The sequence below is a fragment of the Rhodococcus cerastii genome (assembly GCF_033042195.1).
In the GTDB taxonomy this organism is placed as follows: Bacteria; Actinomycetota; Actinomycetes; order Mycobacteriales; family Mycobacteriaceae; genus Rhodococcoides.
In genome coordinates this window covers 1-18561 of record NZ_JAWLKF010000010.1, presented here as the reverse complement: position 1 = coordinate 18561, position 18561 = coordinate 1, and the positions used below count along the sequence as shown (strand labels likewise).

Genomic DNA, 18561 nt, shown 5'->3' with positions numbered 1-18561 from the left:
TGACAGGGTGCCCGACCCCAGCTCCACCAGCGGACCCGCAGTACGGCGTCCGCGCAACCGACTCCGGTGGGTCAAGTGGATCGCCGGAATCGCCCTGGTGGCCCTGCTGGTGGGCGAGGCGATCTACCTCTGGCCGCGGCTGCACGAATCCTGGACCGCCGTCCGCGAAATCCACTGGGGTTGGCTGGCGGCCTGCGTCTTCGCCCAGGCCGTGTCGCTGAGTGCATTCGGCCGAGTGCAGAAGCAACTGCTCGACGCAGGCGGTGTGAAGGTACGCCAACGCAAGTCCGTGTCCGTCATCTACGGCAGCACCGCAATGGCGCTCACCCTCCCCGCAGGCCAGGTGTTCTCCACCGCGTTCACCTACCGCGAGACCCGCCGCTGGGGTGCGAGCCCGGTCGTCGCGTCCTGGCAGTTGGCCATCTCGGGCGTGATCGCCGCTGCCGGTCTTGCCGTCCTCGGCGTCGCAGGCGGACTGGTGGTCGGAAGTTCGTTCAACACGTTCACCCTGGTTCTGCCGATCGCCGGTGTCATCGCGATCGTCGTCGCCGTCCGATACATCTCGAACCATCCGCAGTCGATCAAGAACATCGCACGCTGGGGACTGCGTCGATACAACGCGTTCCGCAACCACGAACTCGACGCCGGTGCCGAGGGCATCGACAAGATCATCGGTCAGATCCAGTCCGTCCAACTCGGCAAACGCGACGGCGCGCTCACTCTGTCGTGGTCCGCCGTGCATCGACTCGCCGACGTCGCCTGCCTGGCGTTCGCCTGCTTCGCCGTCGGCGCAGATCCGCGGTTGTCGGGATTGCTGATCGCGTTCGCTGCGGGCAAGGCCGTGGGATCGGTTCCTCTTGCACCCGGCGGCCTGGTGGTGGTCGACGCGACCCTCATCGCGTTTCTCACCAGCGCTGCTTCGATCAGCGCATCGCAGGCCGTGGCCTCGGCGCTGGTGTATCGCGGCGTCAGTTTCATCCTCGTCGCCATCGTCGGGTGGATCGTGTTCCTCGTGCTGTTCCGGGGGCATCAGCACGCCGATCTGGAATTCGACATCGCGCTCGAGCAGCAGGAGACCGCCGAGCTGCGGCGCACCGAGGGCATCCGCGACACCAAGGGCGATCCGGAAACCGCCTAGCCATTCCCCACACGGTATGGCGTCCGCCACTTTCTGTTCACCCGGAATATATACGGACCCCGGTCCGCTTGTGTACTATGAGTTTGAACCTTCAACCCAACTAGGAGTCCTCATGACCACCGCCATCGCACTTCCCGAGCTCACCGCAGGCACCTGGGCCATCGACCCAGCCCACTCCACCGTCGGATTCACCGTCCGCCACCTGGTGGTCAGCAAGGTTCGCGGCCGTTTCCAGGCCTTCACCGGCACGATCACCGTCGACGCCGACGGCACCCCGTCCGTCGACGCCGAGATCGACGTCGCGTCCATCACCACCGACAACGCGCAGCGCGACGGCCACCTCAAGACCGCCGACTTCTTCGAGGTCGAGAAGTTCCCCACCGCGACGTTCAAGTCCACCTCGGTCAAGGCCGACGGCGGAGACTTCGTCGTCACCGGCGACTTCACCCTCCACGGCGTCACCAACTCCATCGACCTGAAGCTCGAGTTCAACGGCGTCAACGCCGGCATGGGCAACGGACCGGTCGCCGGCTTCGAGGCCAGCACCGTCATCAACCGCAAGGACTTCGGCATCAGCATCGACATGCCCCTCGAGGGCGGCGGCGCTGTCGTCGGCGACAAGATCACGCTGAACCTCGAAATCGAAGCGGGTCTGCAGGCGTAATTTCGCCCCGCTTCACCCCCTCCCCCGCCGGATCAATGCGGCTTTGTTGCAGTCCAACTGACTGAAACCCACATTGATCCGCCCTGGGTGGACCTGCGAAAGGCCCGCATCGCATTCGTCGGTGCGGGCCTTTCGCCGTCGGTGTCTACAGTGGTGCGCGTGAAGTTTCGTTCTCCTGTAGTTGCCGGCGTCCTCGATCTGGCCATGGTCTTGCTCTTCGCCGCGATCGGTCGGCGCAGTCACGCCGAGGCCACCGCACTGTCCGGCCTGTTCCACACCGCCTGGCCGTTCGTCGTCGGTGCCGCCATCGGCTGGGGCGTCGCGTTTGCTCTGTACCGCAACAAGTTCGACGCTTTTCTCATCGTTCCGACGGGCATCGTCGTGTGGGTGATGACGGTTGTCGTGGGCATGGTGCTGCGCGCACTGACCGGGCAGGGAACAGCCGGGTCGTTCATCGTCGTGGCAACGCTGGCCACGGCAGTTCTGCTACTGGGTTGGCGTGCACTGGCGAAATTCGTGCCGAGCGTTCGTTGACTCCGAGCTCGTCGAGTTCGTCGGGAACGGCCTCGACGCGATAGGATGATCCACGGTGCGCCGGGAAGTCTGGTCGGCAACAACTCTGTGCTGCGTACCCACTGTCTGATATTCGGTCGGTTCGCAGCTCGACGAAGCTACCGAAAGGCGTTCTCTCCGTGACAGATTCATCAACCCCGAAAACGCGATTGCCGCTGTTCTCCCGGGGCTCCTGGTCCGAGGCAGATCGCGTCGCACAGATCCTCCGCAAGGAGACCGTCGGTGGCGCACTGCTCCTCGTCGCCACCCTCATCGCCTTGGTCTGGGCCAACTCACCGTGGTCCGCTGCCTACGACTCGCTGATGAGCACCCGCGTCGGACCGTCGGCGCTGCATCTCGATCTGACGCTCTCGACATGGGCCGCCGACGGACTGCTGGCCATCTTCTTCTTCGTCGTCGGACTCGAACTGAAGCGAGAATTCGTCGCAGGCGATCTCCGCGATCCCGCACGCGCCGCGCTACCGGTGGCCGCGGCGATCGGCGGAATGGCAGTTCCGGCAGTCATTTTCGTGCTGATCAACCTCGGCACGGGAGACGGTGCCCTGCTCGGTTGGGCAATCCCCACCGCGACCGACATCGCGTTCGCCGTTGCCGTCCTCGCCGTGATCAGCACCCACCTGCCGACCGCGCTGCGTACCTTCCTACTGACGTTGGCTGTGGTCGACGACCTCCTCGCTGTGAGCGTCATTGCCATCTTCTACACCGACGACATCAATTTCATCGCGCTCGGCCTGACACTGATTCCGCTCGCGCTGTTCGCGGTGGCCGTGCAGATGCGCGTCCGCTCGTGGTGGATTCTCATCCCGCTGGCGGTCGTGACCTGGGTACTCATGCACGAGTCCGGCGTTCACGCCACCGTCGCGGGCGTGTTGCTCGGCTTCGCCGTCCCGGTGATGCGCAGCAAGGCCAACGGTGGCCCCGAAGCGGGCCCCGGCCTCGCCGAGCACTTCGAACACAAGATCCGGCCGATCTCGGCGGGCATCGCGGTCCCCCTGTTCGCATTCTGTGCGGCCGGTGTCACCGTCGGCGGATTCTCCGGCCTGGCCAGCGCACTGACCGATCCGATCGCCATCGGCATCATCGCCGGCCTCGTCATCGGTAAGGCCATCGGCATCTTCGGCACCACCTACCTCGTATCCCGATTCACCCGGGCGACGTTGGACGCCGGACTGAAATGGCTCGACGTCCTGGGCGTCTCGATGCTCGCGGGTATCGGATTCACCGTCTCGCTGCTGATCGGCGACCTTGCCTTCGGCGAGGGAACTCAACGCGACGACCATGTCAAGGTCGGCGTCCTCACCGGTTCGATCATCGCGGCATCGTTGGCCGCCATCATCCTGCGCAGCCGCAACAAGGCCTACCGCGACATCCACACCGAAGAGACCCGCGACGACGACCACGACGGCATCCCGGACGTGTACCAAAAGTAGCGAGCGCTGGAATCCGGACCGCTGCGGTGACACGATGAGTCCGTGAGCGAGACCGTGCGCGAACTGTTGACCCGGCACATCGACGCTGGCCTGATGCCGGGGGCAACAGCGCTCCTGGGTGGCCCCGATGCGGAACCCGTCGCGGTCGGGTCATCGGCGGTCGGCGGTCCACCGATGGCGGTCGACGCAATGGTCCGGATTCAGTCGATGACCAAGATCGTCACCGGTGTGGCCGCCCTGCGGCTCGTGGAGGCGGGCCGGCTGACGCTCGACGACGACGTCGTGCCCTGGCTTCCCGAACTCGCCGGTCGCCCCGTGCTCACCCGCCCCGACGCTGCACTCGACGACACCGTTCCGCAGGACCGGCCGATCACGTTGCGGCACTTGCTCACCAACACCAGTGGGTACGGAATTCAGATGGGAGACACCCCGCTTGCTCGGGCGATGCGGGCCAACGACACGGAGGCCGGCCCCGCGCCGTCGCCGCTCGGCGCGGACGAGTGGTTGGCACGCATGGCGGATCTTCCGCTGGCTTTTCAGCCCGGTACCGGGTGGCGCTACCACCACGGCTTCGCGATCCTCGGCATCCTCGTCTCTCGTATCGTCGGCCGGTCTCTGCAGGATCACCTCCGCGACGACCTGTTCGGGCCGCTCGACATGCCCGACACCGGACTGTGGGTACCCACCGACCGATGCCATCGCCTGACGGCGGCCTACCGGTACGAGGACGGGTCGTTGATCGAAACCGAACCCGCCGCGGGCGGACCCTGTGCGGGACCGCCCCCAGTCGACGTGAGTCACGGCGAGCTGGTGTCGACCGCGACCGATTTTCACCGCTTTCTCCGTGCGATCCCGACGTCCGTGTCGACCGAGCACCTGAAGCTGATGACACACGACCAGGTGCCCGCGTCGATCAAGACCGACGAGAGTTTCTACCCGGGCTTCTGGCAGGGTACGGGGTGGGGATTCGGCGTCTCGGTCGTCACCGAAGGAGAGCACCTCGGCCGTTACGGATGGTCCGGCGGGCAGGGCACCGACTTCTTCGTCGACCCGGACGGGACGGTCGGCATCCTGCTGACGCAGACCGAATTGTGCGAGGCCACCTTCGCGCTGCTGTCGGAGTTCCAGGAACTGCGCTGACAGGATCGACGCCGAGTCGAGTGCAGCACCTACAGTTGTCGCCGTGATCGGCGATCGGTTCCCGGCATGACGAATCCGCCATCGCTCAGCCGTCGACTCGGGCTGTTCGACGCCATCGCCATCGGTGTCGGTTCGATGGTCGGAGCCGGGGTGTTCGCGGCGTTCGCCCCCGCATCGGCCGTCGCGGGCACGGGTCTGCTGATCGGTCTCGCCATCGCCGCGGTCGTCGCGTTCTGCAACGCCACCTCGTCGGCTCAGCTCGCCGCGCAGTATCCGACGTCGGGCGGAACGTACATCTACGGCCGAGAGCGGCTCGGCGAGTGGCCCGGCTTTCTGGCCGGGTGGAGCTTCGTCATCGGCAAAACCGCCAGTTCCGCAGCCATGGCGCTGGTGTTCGCGGCCTACGTCGCACCTGTCGGGTACACGAAAGTTGTTGCTGTGCTTGCCATCGTTGCGTTGACGGCAGTGAACTACTTCGGCATCACCCGCACGGCCGTGCTGACGAAGATTCTGGTCGCCGCCGTGCTCACCGTGCTCGTCGTGGGTGTCGTCCTGGGACTCACGGGCTCGATCGAGCCGAACGTCGCCGGGCTCGGCTCGTTCGCCGACAGTGGGTGGTACGGAATTCTGCAGTCGGCCGGCCTGTTGTTCTTCGCCTTCGCCGGCTACGCGCGCATTGCCACCCTGGGCGAGGAGGTCGTCCGGCCCGAGCGCACCATTCCGCGCGCCATCGTCTCCGCCCTGGGTATCGCACTACTGGTCTATGCGGTGATTGCACTGATCCTGTTGTCGGTACTGGGCTCCGACTCACTGGCGTCGTCGTCGGCTCCTCTGGTCGATCTGGTTGTGGCATCCGGACATTCGTGGGCGTCACCGCTGATGCGCATCGGCGCGGCGTTGGCCGCGCTGGGAGCCCTCCTCGCGCTGATCGCAGGCATCGGCCGCACGTCGCTGGCAATGGCCCGCCACGACGACCTGCCGTCGTATCTGACCGCGGTCCATCCCCGCTACTCGGTTCCGCATCGTGCCGAGATCACTCTGGCAGTGATCGTCTGCGTCCTCGTTCTCGTCATCGATCTGCGCAATGCCATCGGCTTCTCGTCGTTCGGGGTGTTGCTGTACTACCTGGTTGCGAACCTGAGCGCCCATACCCAGGACACCGAGAACCGGCGGTACCCCAAGGTTCTGCAGATCGTCGGCAGTATCGGCTGCGTCGTCTTGATTGCGACGCTGCCCGCCACCTCCATTGCCGTCGGAACCGTCGTGGTCGTGCTCGGTGTCGCCTACCGACTGATCCGCGTTCGGCAACTGTTCACTTGACGGCTGGTTCGATGAACGTCAATATAGACGCATGTCGAACCAAGACCGGTCGTCCGTCGACGGCGAGTGCTGCTCGCCGCTGATCCACGAACCCCTGACCGAGGATTGGGCCGGCGATCTGGCCCGGATGTTCAAGGCACTGGGAGATCCAGTCCGCCTGCGTCTGCTCAGCCTCGTTGCCAGCCATGCAGGCGGCGAAGCGTGTGTCTGCGATATCTCCCCCGCATTCGACTTGTCGCAGCCCACCATCTCCCATCACCTCAAGGTGTTGCGCGAGGCGGGGCTGCTCGATTGCGAACGACGCGGCACCTGGGTCTACTACTCGGTCGTTCCCGCTGCGCTGCAGCAACTGTCGGCAGTGCTGAACGCTGCGGAGTCAACGGAGGTCATGGCATGAGTACGACGACCGATACCGCCGTAGTCGGCAAGCTCTCCACCCTCGACCGGTTCCTGCCCGTATGGATCGGCGTGGCCATGGTCGTCGGCCTGATCCTCGGACGCATGATCCCCGGTCTGAACGACGCACTGTCGTCCATCTCCATCGACGGCGTGTCGCTCCCGATCGCCATCGGCCTGCTGATCATGATGTACCCGGTGCTGGCCAAGGTGCGCTACGACCGCCTCGACACCGTCACCGGCGACAAGCGACTACTGATCGGGTCGCTGGTCCTCAACTGGATCCTCGGTCCGGCCCTGATGTTCGCTCTCGCATGGCTTTTCCTGCCGGATCTACCCGAATACCGCACCGGGCTCATCATCGTCGGTCTGGCCCGATGCATCGCGATGGTCATCATCTGGAACGACCTCGCCTGCGGCGACCGGGAAGCCGCCGCGGTTCTGGTGGCGATCAACTCGGTGTTCCAGGTCTTCATGTTCGCCATTCTCGGATGGTTCTACCTGTCGGTCCTGCCCGGCTGGCTCGGGTTGGAACAGACGACCATCGAAGCCTCGCCCTGGCAGATCGCGAAATCGGTGCTGATCTTCCTCGGGATCCCGCTGATTGCGGGATTCGCCTCGCGCTTCTTCGGTGAACGCGCCAAGGGCCGCGAGTGGTACGAGGAGAAATTCATCCCCAGGATCGCCCCGTGGGCGCTCTACGGCCTCCTGTTCACCATCGTCATTCTCTTTGCGCTGCAGGGTGATCAGATCACGTCACAGCCCTTCGACGTGGTGCGTATCGCGCTGCCTCTACTGGTGTACTTCGCGGTGATGTGGGGCGGCGGCTACGCCCTCGGTGCCGCGATGGGTCTGGGCTACGAGCGCACCACCACCCTCGCGTTCACCGCTGCAGGCAACAATTTCGAGCTCGCCATCGCCGTCGCGATCGCGACCTACGGCGCGACATCCGGGCAGGCACTCGCCGGAGTCGTCGGACCACTCATCGAGGTGCCGGTACTGGTCGGCCTCGTCTACGTCTCGCTCGCACTGCGTAAACGCTTCGCCCCGAGTTCGTCCGCGACCACAGCGACAAAGGAGTCCTGATGTCCGACAACCCTTCTCCCAGCAGCCACCGCGCCCAGCCCGAACTGTTGATGCCCCAAGCAATTCTCTCGCGCACCGCAGAGAGACTCGCTGCGGAATACGAGGGCATCTTCTCCACCCAAACCGTCGAGCGTTACGTCTTCGAGTCCTACACCGCACTGCGTCGAACCTCGAAGATTCACACGCACCTGACCACTCTGGCCGGCAAGTTCGCCGCGGACCGTCTCACTGCACTCGCCCAATCACAGGGTGACGCACCGAAACTCGTGCCCGAGGTGCTGTTCATCTGCGTCCACAATGCCGGACGCTCCCAGATGGCCGCGGCCTTGCTCGAACACCGCGCACGGGGACTGGTCCACGTCCGATCCGCGGGCTCGGCCCCGACCTACGAAATCAACCCGATCGTCGTGCAGGCGATGGAAGAACTCGACATCGACCTGGGCAGCGAATTCCCCAAGCCGTTGACCGACGACGTCGTCGCCGCCGCAGATGTCGTGGTGTCCATGGGATGCGGCGATGCGTGCGCGGTCTACCCCGGCAAGCGCTACCTGGACTGGCAACTGACCGACCCCGACGGCAGATCCATCGACGAAGTGCGTCGCATCCGCGATGATCTCGACGCGCGTGTCCGCCAACTGCTCACCGAGCTGACCACCACCACCGTACCGGCCTGAGGCATCGGCCTCCGCGCTCGAAAGGCATACGACTCCATGTCCGACACACCCAGTGTTCTCTTCGTCTGCGTCCACAACGCCGGTCGATCTCAGATGGCCGCCGGTTTTCTGTCCCACCTCGCCGGCGATACCGTCGAAGTGCGTTCTGCCGGTAGCGCACCCGCAGAGACCATCAATTCCGCGGCGGTCGAGGCCATGGCCGAGGTCGGCATCGACATCTCGTCGCAGTCTCCGAAGATCCTCACACCCGAGGCCGTCGAGACATCCGACGTCGTCATCACCATGGGCTGCGGCGACGCCTGCCCGGTGTTCCCCGGAGTGAGTTACCGCGATTGGGCACTGGCCGATCCGGCGGGCAAAGGCGTCGAGGCGGTGCGGCCGATTCGCGACGAGATCAGAGGCCGAATCGAAGACCTGATCGCCGAACTGGTTCCGGCGAAGCAGAGTTCGGCGTCATGACGACACCCAGCGTCCTGTTCGTCTGCGTCAAGAACGGCGGCAAGTCTCAGATGGCCGCCGGTCTGATGCGCAAGGCAGCGGGCGATTCCGTGGAGGTGCACTCGGCCGGAACGAAACCGGGTGGCGCCGTCAACGCGCTGTCGGCCGAGTCTCTTCTCGAAGTCGGCGTCGACCTGTCGGGCGAAGCACCCAAGCCGATCGATCCCGATCTGCTCGCCCGCATGGACTACGTCGTCACCCTCGGCAGCGAGGCACACGTGGAACCAGTGGACGGTCCGACGTTCGAGAACTGGAACACCGACGAGCCGTCCGAGCGCGGTATCGACGGCATCGAACGCATGCGTCTGGTCCGCGACGATATTGCAGCTCGCGTCGAGGAACTCGCATCTCGGATGCGCGGCACCGACGCTTGACTCGAATGAAGTACGACGTGGTGGTGATCGGCGGCGGTCAGGCAGGACTGGCCGCCGGCTACTACCTGCGACGAGCCGGGCTCGACTTCGTCGTTCTCGACGACCAAACGCATGCCGGAGGGTCCTGGCAGGACTACTGGCCGTCGCTGCACCTGTTCTCACCGGCGGAGTACTCGAGACTTCCCGGCTGGCCGATGCCTCCGTGGCACAACGGTTTCCCACCCGCGTCTCATGTGGTCGACTACTTGCGAGCGTACGAGAAGAAGTACGAACTGCCGGTGCACCGGCCCGTCCGGGTGACGGCCGTGCATCGGGTCCCGGGCGGCTACGGAATCGACACAGATGGTGAGTCGTACACCGCCACAGCAGTCGTCAACGCGACGGGAACATGGTCTCGGCCCTTCTGGCCGAGCTACCCGGGCATGCGTGAATTCGATGGGACCCAACTGCATGCCGCCGACTACCGCACACCGGAACGATTCGTGGGCAAGCGAGTAGGAATCGTCGGGGGCGGAAACTCGGCTGCTCAGATACTTGCCGAGATCTCCACCGTGGCCGAGACCCTGTGGTTCACCGCCCGCGAACCGAAATTCCTGCCCGACGACGTCGATGGGCGCGTGCTGTTCGATGTCGCCAGCGACCGCGCCCGAGCGCTGGCAGCGGGTGACTCCGATACCGGCGGGGTCGCAGGCTTGGGTGACATCGTCATTGTCCCGCCGGTAAAGGAGGCCAGGGATCGCGGCGTCCTGCAGGCCCGGCCGATGTTCACGGCGATCACAACCGACGGCGTGACGGACGGGCACACGACGGAGAAACTGGATGCGATCGTCTGGTGCACCGGCTTTCGGCCCGCGCTGCGGCATCTGCAGCCGCTGCACCTGCACACCGACGGACCTCGGATCACGTTGGAAGACAATCATATTCACGATGAGTCGACCCTTATGTTCCTGGGGTACGGCGACTGGACCGGACCGGCATCGGCAACGCTCATCGGCGTCGGCCGTACCGCACGCGCAGCAGTGAACACTCTCGCTCGACGAGGAAAGGTAGATCAGTCATGAACGAATACCCCGTAGTAGTGATCGGCGCAGGACCCATCGGTCTCGCCGCCGCAGCACATCTCACCGAAACCGGCTCTGCCGTCGTCGTTCTCGAACGCGGGCCGTCCGCGGGCGCGGCAGTGTCCGAATGGAACCACGTGCGATTGTTCTCCCCGTGGTCCGAGGTAGTGGACCCCGCTGCCGCACGGTTGCTCGAGCCGACCGGCTGGACCGCACCGGACGGCGACACCTACGCCACCGGTCGCGAATGGGTGGAGCGGTACCTCGCGCCCCTCGCCGCTGTCCTCGGAGACGCTGTTCGAGTCGATTCCGAAGTGGTCGGTGTAGCCCGCCGTGGACGCGACCGCGTCGTCGACGCCGGCCGCGACACCGAGCCGCTGTCCGTGCACATCCGGCATTCCGACGGCAGCGAGGAACGTGTTCTCGCCCGCGCGGTCGTCGACGCGTCGGGCACCTGGGGATCGCCGAATCCACTGGGTAGCGAAGGGCTTGCGGCCATCGGCGAGAAGTTCTCCGCCGACAGAATCGACTACCGGGTCCCCGACCTGACCGATCCGGCGATTCGCGCCCAGTTCGCGGGCAAGCACACGGTCATCGCAGGCAGCGGCCACTCCGCCCTGACCGCCATCATCACCTTCGCCGAACTCGCGGCCGATGAACCGGGAACGACGCTCACCTGGGCCGTGCGCCGAGGCGTCACCGCAGACGTGTTCGGCGGCGGCGAAGCCGACGAACTCGCCGCCCGCGGCGCTCTGGGGCAACGCGCCAAGAAAGCCGTCGACGACGGCTTCCTCACCGTGCAATCCGGATTCCGCACCGAAACCGTTGCGGTCGAGGGTGATCGGATGACCCTCGTCGGCGATACCGGCGCTCGCATCGGAAATGTCGATCGCGTGGTCGCACTCACCGGCTTCCGACCGGATCTGTCGTGGTTGTCCGAGGTTCGCCTCGATCTCGATCCCACCCTGCAGGCACCCAAGTTCGTCGCCGAATTGGTGGACCCCAACATGCATTCGTGCGGATCGGTGTCACCGCACGGAGTCGAAGAACTCACCCAACCCGAGCCCGGCTTCTACCTGGTGGGTATGAAGAGCTACGGCCGCGCGCCGACGTTCCTCGCAATGACCGGATACGAGCAGGTTCGCAGCATCGCAGCCGAACTCGCCGGAGACCACGAGGGCGCACGAAAGGTCGAGCTGACACTGCCCGACACCGGCGTCTGCGGCGGCGCGGGCCTGTTCGACGAGCCCGACGCCCCGTCGAGCGGCGGTTGCTGCGGTGCCCCTGCTGCGCCGGAGTTGATCACTCTCGGCGCACCGTCGCGCAAGTAGCGAACAGGTGACCGCCCGTCAGCCGAAGGCCTGATACCCCAGCCATCCGGCGAGACCCAGTCCCAGAATCCCGACGCCGACGCGCAGGATGATCGGCGAGATCACCTTGACCGTCGGTGGCCCGCAGGCACCGCCGACGAAACATCCGATGGCCAGCGCAAGTGCCGCCCACCAGTGCACCTGACCGAAGAACGAAAAGATGATCGCCGCAATCAGATTGGCAATGCCGAGGAAGAAGCTCTTCAGAACGCTTGCGCGCCAGAAGGTATCCGAAGTGCAGATCAACGCCAACGCCAGAAAGATGACGCCTGCCCCGGCCCCGAAGTAGCCGCCGTAGATCGCCACGGCGAACAGGGCCAGCGGATAGAGCGTCGGAAACTCTCTGCCGCCGGACAGCTTTCGAATACTCGGCTGCAGCAGGAGCGCGATGGCTGCCATCGCCACCAGGAACGGTACGACCACCTCGAACGAACCGTCCGGCGTATTGAGCAACAGAACCGCACCGGTGGTACCGCCGAGAGCCGAGTAGATCGCGTACCGAACCAGCTGCTTGCCGTCCTTGGCGAGCTCGGCCGAGGAACTCGCCGTCGCCCCGACACCGGCCGCGACCAAGGCGACCGTGTTCGTCACGTTCGCAGACACCGCTGGCAGACCCACCGCAAGCAGCGCAGGGTAGGAGACCAGCGATGCGAGCCCGGTGACGAACCCGATGAGCCCGGCGAAGAACCCGGCCACCACCAGGAGTCCGAAATCGAGCACAGTCACCGAATAAAACTACCGTGCCTAACGATCGACCCGAATCCCTGGTCATTTCGCAGGCTCCATTCCTGCCCTACTCGACGGGGTTCGCCATCTCCTGCAGCAACCGGCTCGTCATGCGCACTGCCTGATCCCCGCCGTCCGCATCCTCGATGTAGACCGCGAACGCGACATCACCGCTGGTGGCGAGCACGAAGCGATCGTCGCCACTTTCCCCGGCGAATCCCTGCACCCCGTCGAACGTGTCGAGACCGCTGGTGCGGGACGAGTCGGCAAGTATGCCGCGCAACCGATTTGCTGCATCCGACCCGAGTGCCCGGGACTCACGATTGGCGACCGCGGTCTGACCGGCGACGATCGTCGGAGTCGGAGCGCTGCCCCGTGAGATCGCGGCCGCCATCTGTGCGAGACCGAACGGAGTCACGGTCGCCTCGTCACCGGAGGCGGTCGACACGGCCCTGATGCCGTCGATCGCGCTGCGACTGTCGGCGGGAGTTCCGGTGTAGGCGTCGAGTCCGGGCATCGAGTAGCTGACACCGAGACCCAGTGCCGCAGCTGCATCCTCGGCGCTGTCGTCGCCGCGATCGGACTGTGCCGCCTTGACCAACTCCGACGCGGTGCCGGCCGGGTAGGAGCCCCCGAACACCACGTCGCCCTGCTCGTTCGCGTAACTGTTCTGTGCCGCAGCGAGAATGGCACCGGTCGAGGTGGACAGGGCGACGATCGACGCCGACGACCCCGCCATGACCACCGCATTCTCGGCGGCGAGTTGAACGCGCGGATCGAGCGTTGCGTGCAGGTCAGGACCACCAGGGCCCTGGAAACCGACACGGCGCTCACCGATTCCGTCGACGGTGTAGGTGTCGACGGCCCAGCCTGCGGTGGCGTCGCGCCCTTCCTGCCATGCACTTCGCAACGAGTCGAGCACGGGTGAGGTGATCCGACGGTCGTCGACGATGAGCTTGGGTTGCGGAGAAACCACCACTCCCGGCACGGCACGCAGGTCGTCTTCGAGGACGGCGAAATCGTCGTCGCGCAGGGTCACTGCGGTGATCGGTGCACCGCCGGACGAGTTCAGCTCGGCCAGCATCGATTCGGAGGTGATGAGCGGTGCGACGACATCGATGACGTCTGCGAGTTGCGCGGTGGACGCCGCCGGATCGCTCGTCTGCGCCGGGTCGAGGGAGATGGCGTTGATGGTTCGCTCGCTCATCAGCACGTTGTTCGCGGCGTCGAAGATCAGCGGCGGGGCAGCGTCGGTCCGGGTGTATCGAACCGATCCGCCCGAGGTGAGGTCCGGGACGAGAGTGGCCGGATCCCACGCTATGCGCCAGCCGACGCTGAGCTTCTTGGTCGAGCCCTGAGCGCTGTACTTCCAGTCCTTGCCCTCACCGAAGTTCCACGCCGACGCGAGAGTGAAGTAGCCACTTTCGTCGGAGAGGTCCATGTACTGGGTCAGGTCGAAATCCCCGGTGGACATGCCGTCGGCCGACAAGCCGTCGAACATCTGGTTCAGCGCGGCCGTCGCGGCGTTGGGGTAGGTCGTCATCGCGGCAGCAGCAGCGACGTCTCGGTTGTCCAGGGCATCGACGAATTTCGAGACCAGCACCTCTGCCTCGCTCGGTGGGCGATCGACCATCCAGAACGCTGCCGAGACCGTCAACGTCGCCGATGCTGCAACGGCGACGAGGTAGCGACCGCGAACCTTGCGCGGGCCACGACGGGCACGACTCATAGAACTCATGAGTCACAATATTCACTGTAGTCACACGAGTAACAAGCACGGGATTCATACAAGCCGGTCACGATTGGGATACGCCGTGGTCGGTTTGCCTCAGGCTGTTCACCTCAGGAAGCGACCCGCAGCTTCGATGGCCGGGGTCGAACTGCCTGCGTCGTTGACGAACACCGCGAACGCGAGATCGCCGGAGATACCGACGAACCAGCCGTGCGCTCCTTCGTTGTTCGCACCGAATTCGGCGGTGCCGGTCTTGCCGAGCAACCCGGGGATGTCGTTCAGCGCTGTGGCCGTGCCGCCGGTGATCGTCTCGCGCATCATGGCCTTGATCTGCTCGGTGACCTGCGGGTTCACCGCTGCCGGCTGCATGTTTCCCACTCCCGGCTCACTGGGGACCACCGTCGGTGGGAGCAATCTGTTGTTCGCGATCGACGACGCGACCAGCGCCATTCCGAACGGCGACGCGGTCACCTGCCCCTGGCCGATGGCGGATTCGACCCGCTGCGCCGGGGTGTCGGCGGACGGCACCGAACCGGTGACGGTCGTCAGACCGGGGGTGACGTAGTCGACGCCGAGGCCGTACTGCGCGGCCGCGTCGGTCAGCCCGTTCGGTGGGAGCGCCACGCCCAGGCGGCCCATCGTCGTGTTGCAGGACCTGGCGAAAGCGGTGTGCAGCGGCACGTTGCCGAGATCGAAGTTGTCGTCGTTCGGGATCTGCCGACCCTCGATGTTCTCGGTCGCCGGACACGGCAGCACGGTATCGGGGGTGACTGCACCGGACTGCAGTGCAGCCGAGGTGGTCACCGTCTTGAACGTCGACCCCGGCGGGTACAGACCGGTGAGGGCGATCGGACCCTCGGCGTCCGCGGCGGCGTTCTGCGCCACGGCGAGAACCGCACCCGTCGACGGCCGAAGCGCAACGATGGCCGCCTGCTGCGGCAGCGACGCGAGAGCATTCTCGGCTTTGAGCTGCAGTGCCGAATCCAGGGTGGTCGCGATGTCGTCTCCCGTTGCGGCGTCGCGGCCGGCAAGCGGGGTGATGGAGCCGTCCGCGGCAACGGCCTGCACAGCCCATCCACGATTGGCGGCCTGCTCCTGCTCCCACAGCGTCGTCAGGTCGTTGAGGACCGGCGAAACGAGGTTCCGGTCGGTGGCGAGCAGCCGCGTCTGCGGAGCCAGGGTGACTCCGGGGACGGCCGCGAGCTGAGCACCGATGGGGTCGATATCGGACTGACGGAGGGTGACGATCGTCGCTGAGTTACCTTGCGCGCCGGCAACAGTCGCCGCCACAGATTCGGCCGTGACACCCGGAACGACGGAGCCGACGAGATTCGCGACCGCTGCCGGATCGGCCGTCGCATCGGCGTTGACGAGAGTGACCACCTGCTGCGACATCAACTCGACGCCGTTGCCGTCGAAGATGCGCGGTGCGACGAGCGCATCGGTGGGAGTGAAACGCACCGACGAGTCGGCGGTCAGGCCCGGAACCAACATCGCCGGATCCCAGGTGATCTTCCAGCCCTGCTCGGTCTCGGCCGCTGTCGCAGAGGTCGTGTAGTTCCACTCCTTCGGTTCGCCGTCGGGTTCGGCGGTGCCGTCGGTGGTCGTCGAGAACCGCCAGCCGGCATTCAACGTGAACGTGCCCGCATCCTCGTTGGCGTCGACGGCCTCGAAATCGGGAGTGGCCGTCACCGTTCCGCCGGCCGACAACCCGTCGTACAGCTCGGTGAGCGCTGCCGTCGCGCCTGCCGGGTCGGTCGTCAACGCGGCGGCCTGATCGATGTTCGAGCTGTTCACCGCCTCCGCGAACTGCTCGGCGACGGTCTGCGGCTGATCCGGCCCACTCTGCCCGCAGGCGGCGAGCACCAGTGCCAGTACGGACACGATCGCGGCCAGAGTCGTCGGTCTTCTCGAAGTGCGCACGGGGTCGATCATGCCCCAGCGCATCCGCGAAACACCGGTGGCACGATCTCGAAATGAGGTGTAATTATGTAATCAGTCTTACAACACCCACCGAGGAGTCCCCATGAAACCCAACGGACGCTCGTTCGGTCGCCCCGGCGGCTGGCAGCACGCAGACATTCCGGATGCCACCGATGCAGCCGACTGGTTCGGTGGCCGACTCCCGGACACCTGGTTCGACGGTGCCGCCTCGGTCGAGGTCGACCGTGAGGAAATCGTCGTCGTCGGAACATTGCCCGTGGAGCAGGACAGTTCATCCGCAGCCACCGAGGGCCGCATCGCGCGATTCCGCGAAACCACCCGGGGCGACCGCATGCAGATCGCCGACGAGGCCGAGAAGCGATACGGCCGCAAGGTCGCGTGGGGCGTTCGGACCGGGTCCGAGGTGGTCCTGTTCACCCACCTCGCCGTCCCGGTCATGACACGCCTGCGTCAGCCCGAGCGTCGCGTCCTGGACACTCTCGTCGACGCCGGCGTCGCCCGCTCCCGGGCCGACGCTCTGGCCTGGGCCGTGAAGCTCGTCGGCGAGCACACCCAGGAGTGGCTCGACGAATTGCGGGGCGCCATGACGACGGTCGACGAACTACGCAAGAAGGGCCCGTCGGTGTAATTCGATTGCGTGCCCGACGGGTTCGGAGCTAACGTGGCCTTTGCCTTGTTGCCCACAGATTCGGAGAGGCCATTGCTCTTCCAAAGGTTCTAGACGCCTGCAGATCGTCCGCATGCACACCTTTGGAGCATCCATGCCTCATTCATCCTCCCTTTCTGTCTCGCATCTGACGTTTGCCTGGCCCGACGGGGACTCCGTGTTCGACGCCATGTCGGCGATCTTTCCCAGCGGCACAACAGGTCTCATCGGCTCCAACGGCGCGGGAAAGTCGACGCTCCTGCGATTGCTCGCCGGGGAGTTGACTCCGCAGCGCGGTTCGATCTCGACTCCCGGCGTGCTGGGCCATCTACGCCAGGACGTCGCACTGGACCCCGATCTGCCCGTGGATCGGGTGCTGGCCATCGAGTCGGTGCGAAAAGCACTGCATCGCATAGAGTCCGGCTCCTCCACCGAGGACGACTTCGCAATCGTCGGATCGGCGTGGGACGTCGAGGAGCGCGCTCTGGCACTGCTGAACAAGCTCGGCCTCGGCAGCATCGTCGGGTCTGTGGGCGACCTGGATCGCCGCGTCGGCACCCTGTCGGGCGGCGAGACGACGCTGCTGGCACTCACCGCACAATTGCTCGCCCAACCCGACGTACTGCTACTGGACGAGCCGACCAACAATCTCGATCAGGTTGCGCGAGAACGGTTGTACACGGCTGTCGACGGCTACCCGGGTGTGCTGATCGTGTGCACTCACGACCTCGAGTTGCTCGAACGCGTCGACACCATCGCCGAGGTGCGAGCAGAGCGCAGCGGAGTGTCCCGGCTGCGCATGTTCGGCGGCAACTACCAGCACTACCGAGAGGTGATCGACGCGGAACAGCAGGCGGCACGGGCGACGATCCGCGATGCGAAGAACGACGTCCGCAAGCAGGAACGCGAATTGATCGACACCCGAATCAAACTCGACCGACGTCTGCGCTTCGGCAAGAAGATGGAAGAACAGAAGCGCGTGCCACCGATCCTTGCGGGTCGACGCAAGCGGGCGGCCCAGGAATCGGCAGGCAAACTCCACGGAACCCACAGCGACCGCGTCGACGACGCCCGATCGTCCCTGTCGGCCGCCGAGGACCTCCTGCGCGACGACCGCGAGATACGCGTCGACCTCCCGGCGACGAAAGTCCACGCGGGACAGGTGATTCTCGACCATCAGGAGCTCAGCGTTGTCGGGCCCGAGCGCATTGCACTGATCGGACCGAACGGCAGCGGAAAGACCACGCTGCTGCGGGCCCTGGACGCCACCGGGGCAGAGGTGCCGTGGAAGTATCTCCCGCAGCGACTCGACGTCTTCGGCGAATCCCGCACCGTCGCCGAGAACATTGCCGACGTCGCTCCGCAGGCCACGGCCGAACAGATCCGCGGCCAACTCGCCCGCTTCCTGTTCCGCGGATCCGACGCCGACGCCGTCGTCGCCACCCTCTCCGGTGGCGAACGACTGCGGGCCGCACTGGCCCGAATACTGCTGGCCGAGCCTGCTCCGAAACTACTGATACTCGACGAGCCGACCAACAACCTCGACATCACCAGCCGACAACACCTCATCGACGCGCTGGAGACATTCGAAGGTGCACTGATCATCGCCAGCCACGATCGACCGTTCCTCGACGCCATCGGACCCACCCACACCGTCGACCTCACCCCGACCGCCGAGTCTCCCGAGTCCGCCGAAGAAGCGCCCGCCCGTAGGGAGTCAATGTGACTGTGAGTATGGATATGTCCGGTTGATACTGGATATCTGCAGTGGGCTGGGGCCTGACTCACA

18 protein-coding genes are annotated in these 18561 nt (G+C 65.5%); 15 read left to right on the top strand and 3 right to left on the bottom strand.

Annotated features, from left to right (window positions below):
• Nucleotides 1–7: 7 nt before the first annotated feature.
• From R3P93_RS17155 to R3P93_RS17095, 13 genes are all read left to right on the top strand, one after another.
• On the top strand, nt 8–1138 hold the full coding sequence (locus tag R3P93_RS17155) for a lysylphosphatidylglycerol synthase transmembrane domain-containing protein (RefSeq protein ID WP_317533539.1): 1131 nt from the start codon (nt 8–10) through the stop codon (nt 1136–1138).
• A 112-nt stretch (nt 1139–1250) separates the two neighbouring features.
• Nucleotides 1251–1802 (top strand): YceI family protein, encoded by a 552-nt coding sequence (locus R3P93_RS17150; protein ID WP_094639223.1) that lies wholly within the window; start codon nt 1251–1253, stop codon nt 1800–1802.
• Nucleotides 1803–1955: 153 nt separating this feature from the next.
• Nucleotides 1956–2336: a DUF3054 domain-containing protein gene (locus tag R3P93_RS17145; protein ID WP_394855329.1), complete on the top strand. Its 381-nt coding sequence runs from the start codon at nt 1956–1958 to the stop codon at nt 2334–2336.
• A gap of 158 nt (nt 2337–2494) precedes the next feature.
• Complete coding sequence (gene nhaA, locus R3P93_RS17140; RefSeq protein ID WP_068049049.1) at nt 2495–3805, top strand: Na+/H+ antiporter NhaA; 1311 nt, start codon at nt 2495–2497, stop codon at nt 3803–3805.
• A 42-nt stretch (nt 3806–3847) separates the two neighbouring features.
• The gene (locus R3P93_RS17135) at nt 3848–4945 is read left to right on the top strand and encodes a serine hydrolase domain-containing protein (RefSeq protein ID WP_317533537.1); all 1098 of its coding nucleotides are present in this window, start codon (nt 3848–3850) and stop codon (nt 4943–4945) included.
• A 66-nt stretch (nt 4946–5011) separates the two neighbouring features.
• Entirely contained in the window at nt 5012–6265 is a 1254-nt protein-coding gene (locus R3P93_RS17130) for an APC family permease (protein WP_317533536.1), read from the top strand.
• A gap of 31 nt (nt 6266–6296) precedes the next feature.
• On the top strand, nt 6297–6662 hold the full coding sequence (locus R3P93_RS17125) for an ArsR/SmtB family transcription factor (protein WP_094640491.1): 366 nt from the start codon (nt 6297–6299) through the stop codon (nt 6660–6662).
• Complete coding sequence (arsB, locus tag R3P93_RS17120) at nt 6659–7747, top strand: ACR3 family arsenite efflux transporter (protein ID WP_068049037.1); 1089 nt, start codon at nt 6659–6661, stop codon at nt 7745–7747. The genes R3P93_RS17125 and arsB overlap by 4 nt, the downstream gene beginning before the upstream one ends.
• Nucleotides 7747–8421, top strand: coding sequence for an arsenate reductase/protein-tyrosine-phosphatase family protein (locus R3P93_RS17115; protein WP_317533535.1), 675 nt, complete (start codon nt 7747–7749; stop codon nt 8419–8421). The genes arsB and R3P93_RS17115 overlap by 1 nt, the downstream gene beginning before the upstream one ends.
• Before the next feature lie 36 nt (nt 8422–8457).
• Nucleotides 8458–8880 (top strand): arsenate reductase ArsC, encoded by a 423-nt coding sequence (locus R3P93_RS17110; RefSeq protein ID WP_068049031.1) that lies wholly within the window; start codon nt 8458–8460, stop codon nt 8878–8880.
• A complete protein-coding gene (locus R3P93_RS17105) occupies nt 8877–9293 on the top strand; it encodes an arsenate-mycothiol transferase ArsC (RefSeq protein ID WP_317533534.1) in 417 nt (138 codons plus the stop codon). Before R3P93_RS17110 ends, R3P93_RS17105 begins: the two co-directional genes overlap by 4 nt.
• A gap of 5 nt (nt 9294–9298) precedes the next feature.
• Nucleotides 9299–10354 (top strand): ArsO family NAD(P)H-dependent flavin-containing monooxygenase, encoded by a 1056-nt coding sequence (locus R3P93_RS17100; protein ID WP_317533533.1) that lies wholly within the window; start codon nt 9299–9301, stop codon nt 10352–10354.
• Nucleotides 10351–11685: an FAD-dependent oxidoreductase gene (locus R3P93_RS17095; RefSeq protein WP_317533532.1), complete on the top strand. Its 1335-nt coding sequence runs from the start codon at nt 10351–10353 to the stop codon at nt 11683–11685. The genes R3P93_RS17100 and R3P93_RS17095 overlap by 4 nt, the downstream gene beginning before the upstream one ends.
• Before the next feature lie 18 nt (nt 11686–11703).
• On the opposite strand, the gene R3P93_RS17090 is transcribed toward R3P93_RS17095, so the two are convergent.
• From R3P93_RS17090 to R3P93_RS17080, 3 genes are all read right to left on the bottom strand, one after another.
• Nucleotides 11704–12450, bottom strand: a complete 747-nt coding sequence (locus R3P93_RS17090; RefSeq protein ID WP_068049019.1) for a sulfite exporter TauE/SafE family protein — start codon at nt 12448–12450, stop codon at nt 11704–11706.
• 67 nt (nt 12451–12517) lie between these two features.
• Complete coding sequence (locus R3P93_RS17085) at nt 12518–14179, bottom strand: NTF2-like N-terminal transpeptidase domain-containing protein (RefSeq protein ID WP_176460201.1); 1662 nt, start codon at nt 14177–14179, stop codon at nt 12518–12520.
• A gap of 108 nt (nt 14180–14287) precedes the next feature.
• Nucleotides 14288–16117, bottom strand: coding sequence for a penicillin-binding transpeptidase domain-containing protein (locus tag R3P93_RS17080; protein ID WP_317533531.1), 1830 nt, complete (start codon nt 16115–16117; stop codon nt 14288–14290).
• Between the two features lie 91 nt (nt 16118–16208).
• On the opposite strand from R3P93_RS17080, the gene R3P93_RS17075 reads away from it, so the two are divergent.
• Nucleotides 16209–16754 carry a hypothetical protein gene (locus tag R3P93_RS17075; RefSeq protein WP_068049016.1) on the top strand — a complete coding sequence of 182 codons (546 nt, stop codon included), beginning with the start codon at nt 16209–16211 and terminating at the stop codon, nt 16752–16754.
• 133 nt (nt 16755–16887) lie between these two features.
• Nucleotides 16888–18498, top strand: a complete 1611-nt coding sequence (locus tag R3P93_RS17070) for an ABC-F family ATP-binding cassette domain-containing protein (RefSeq protein ID WP_317533530.1) — start codon at nt 16888–16890, stop codon at nt 18496–18498.
• Nucleotides 18499–18561 lie beyond the last annotated feature (63 nt).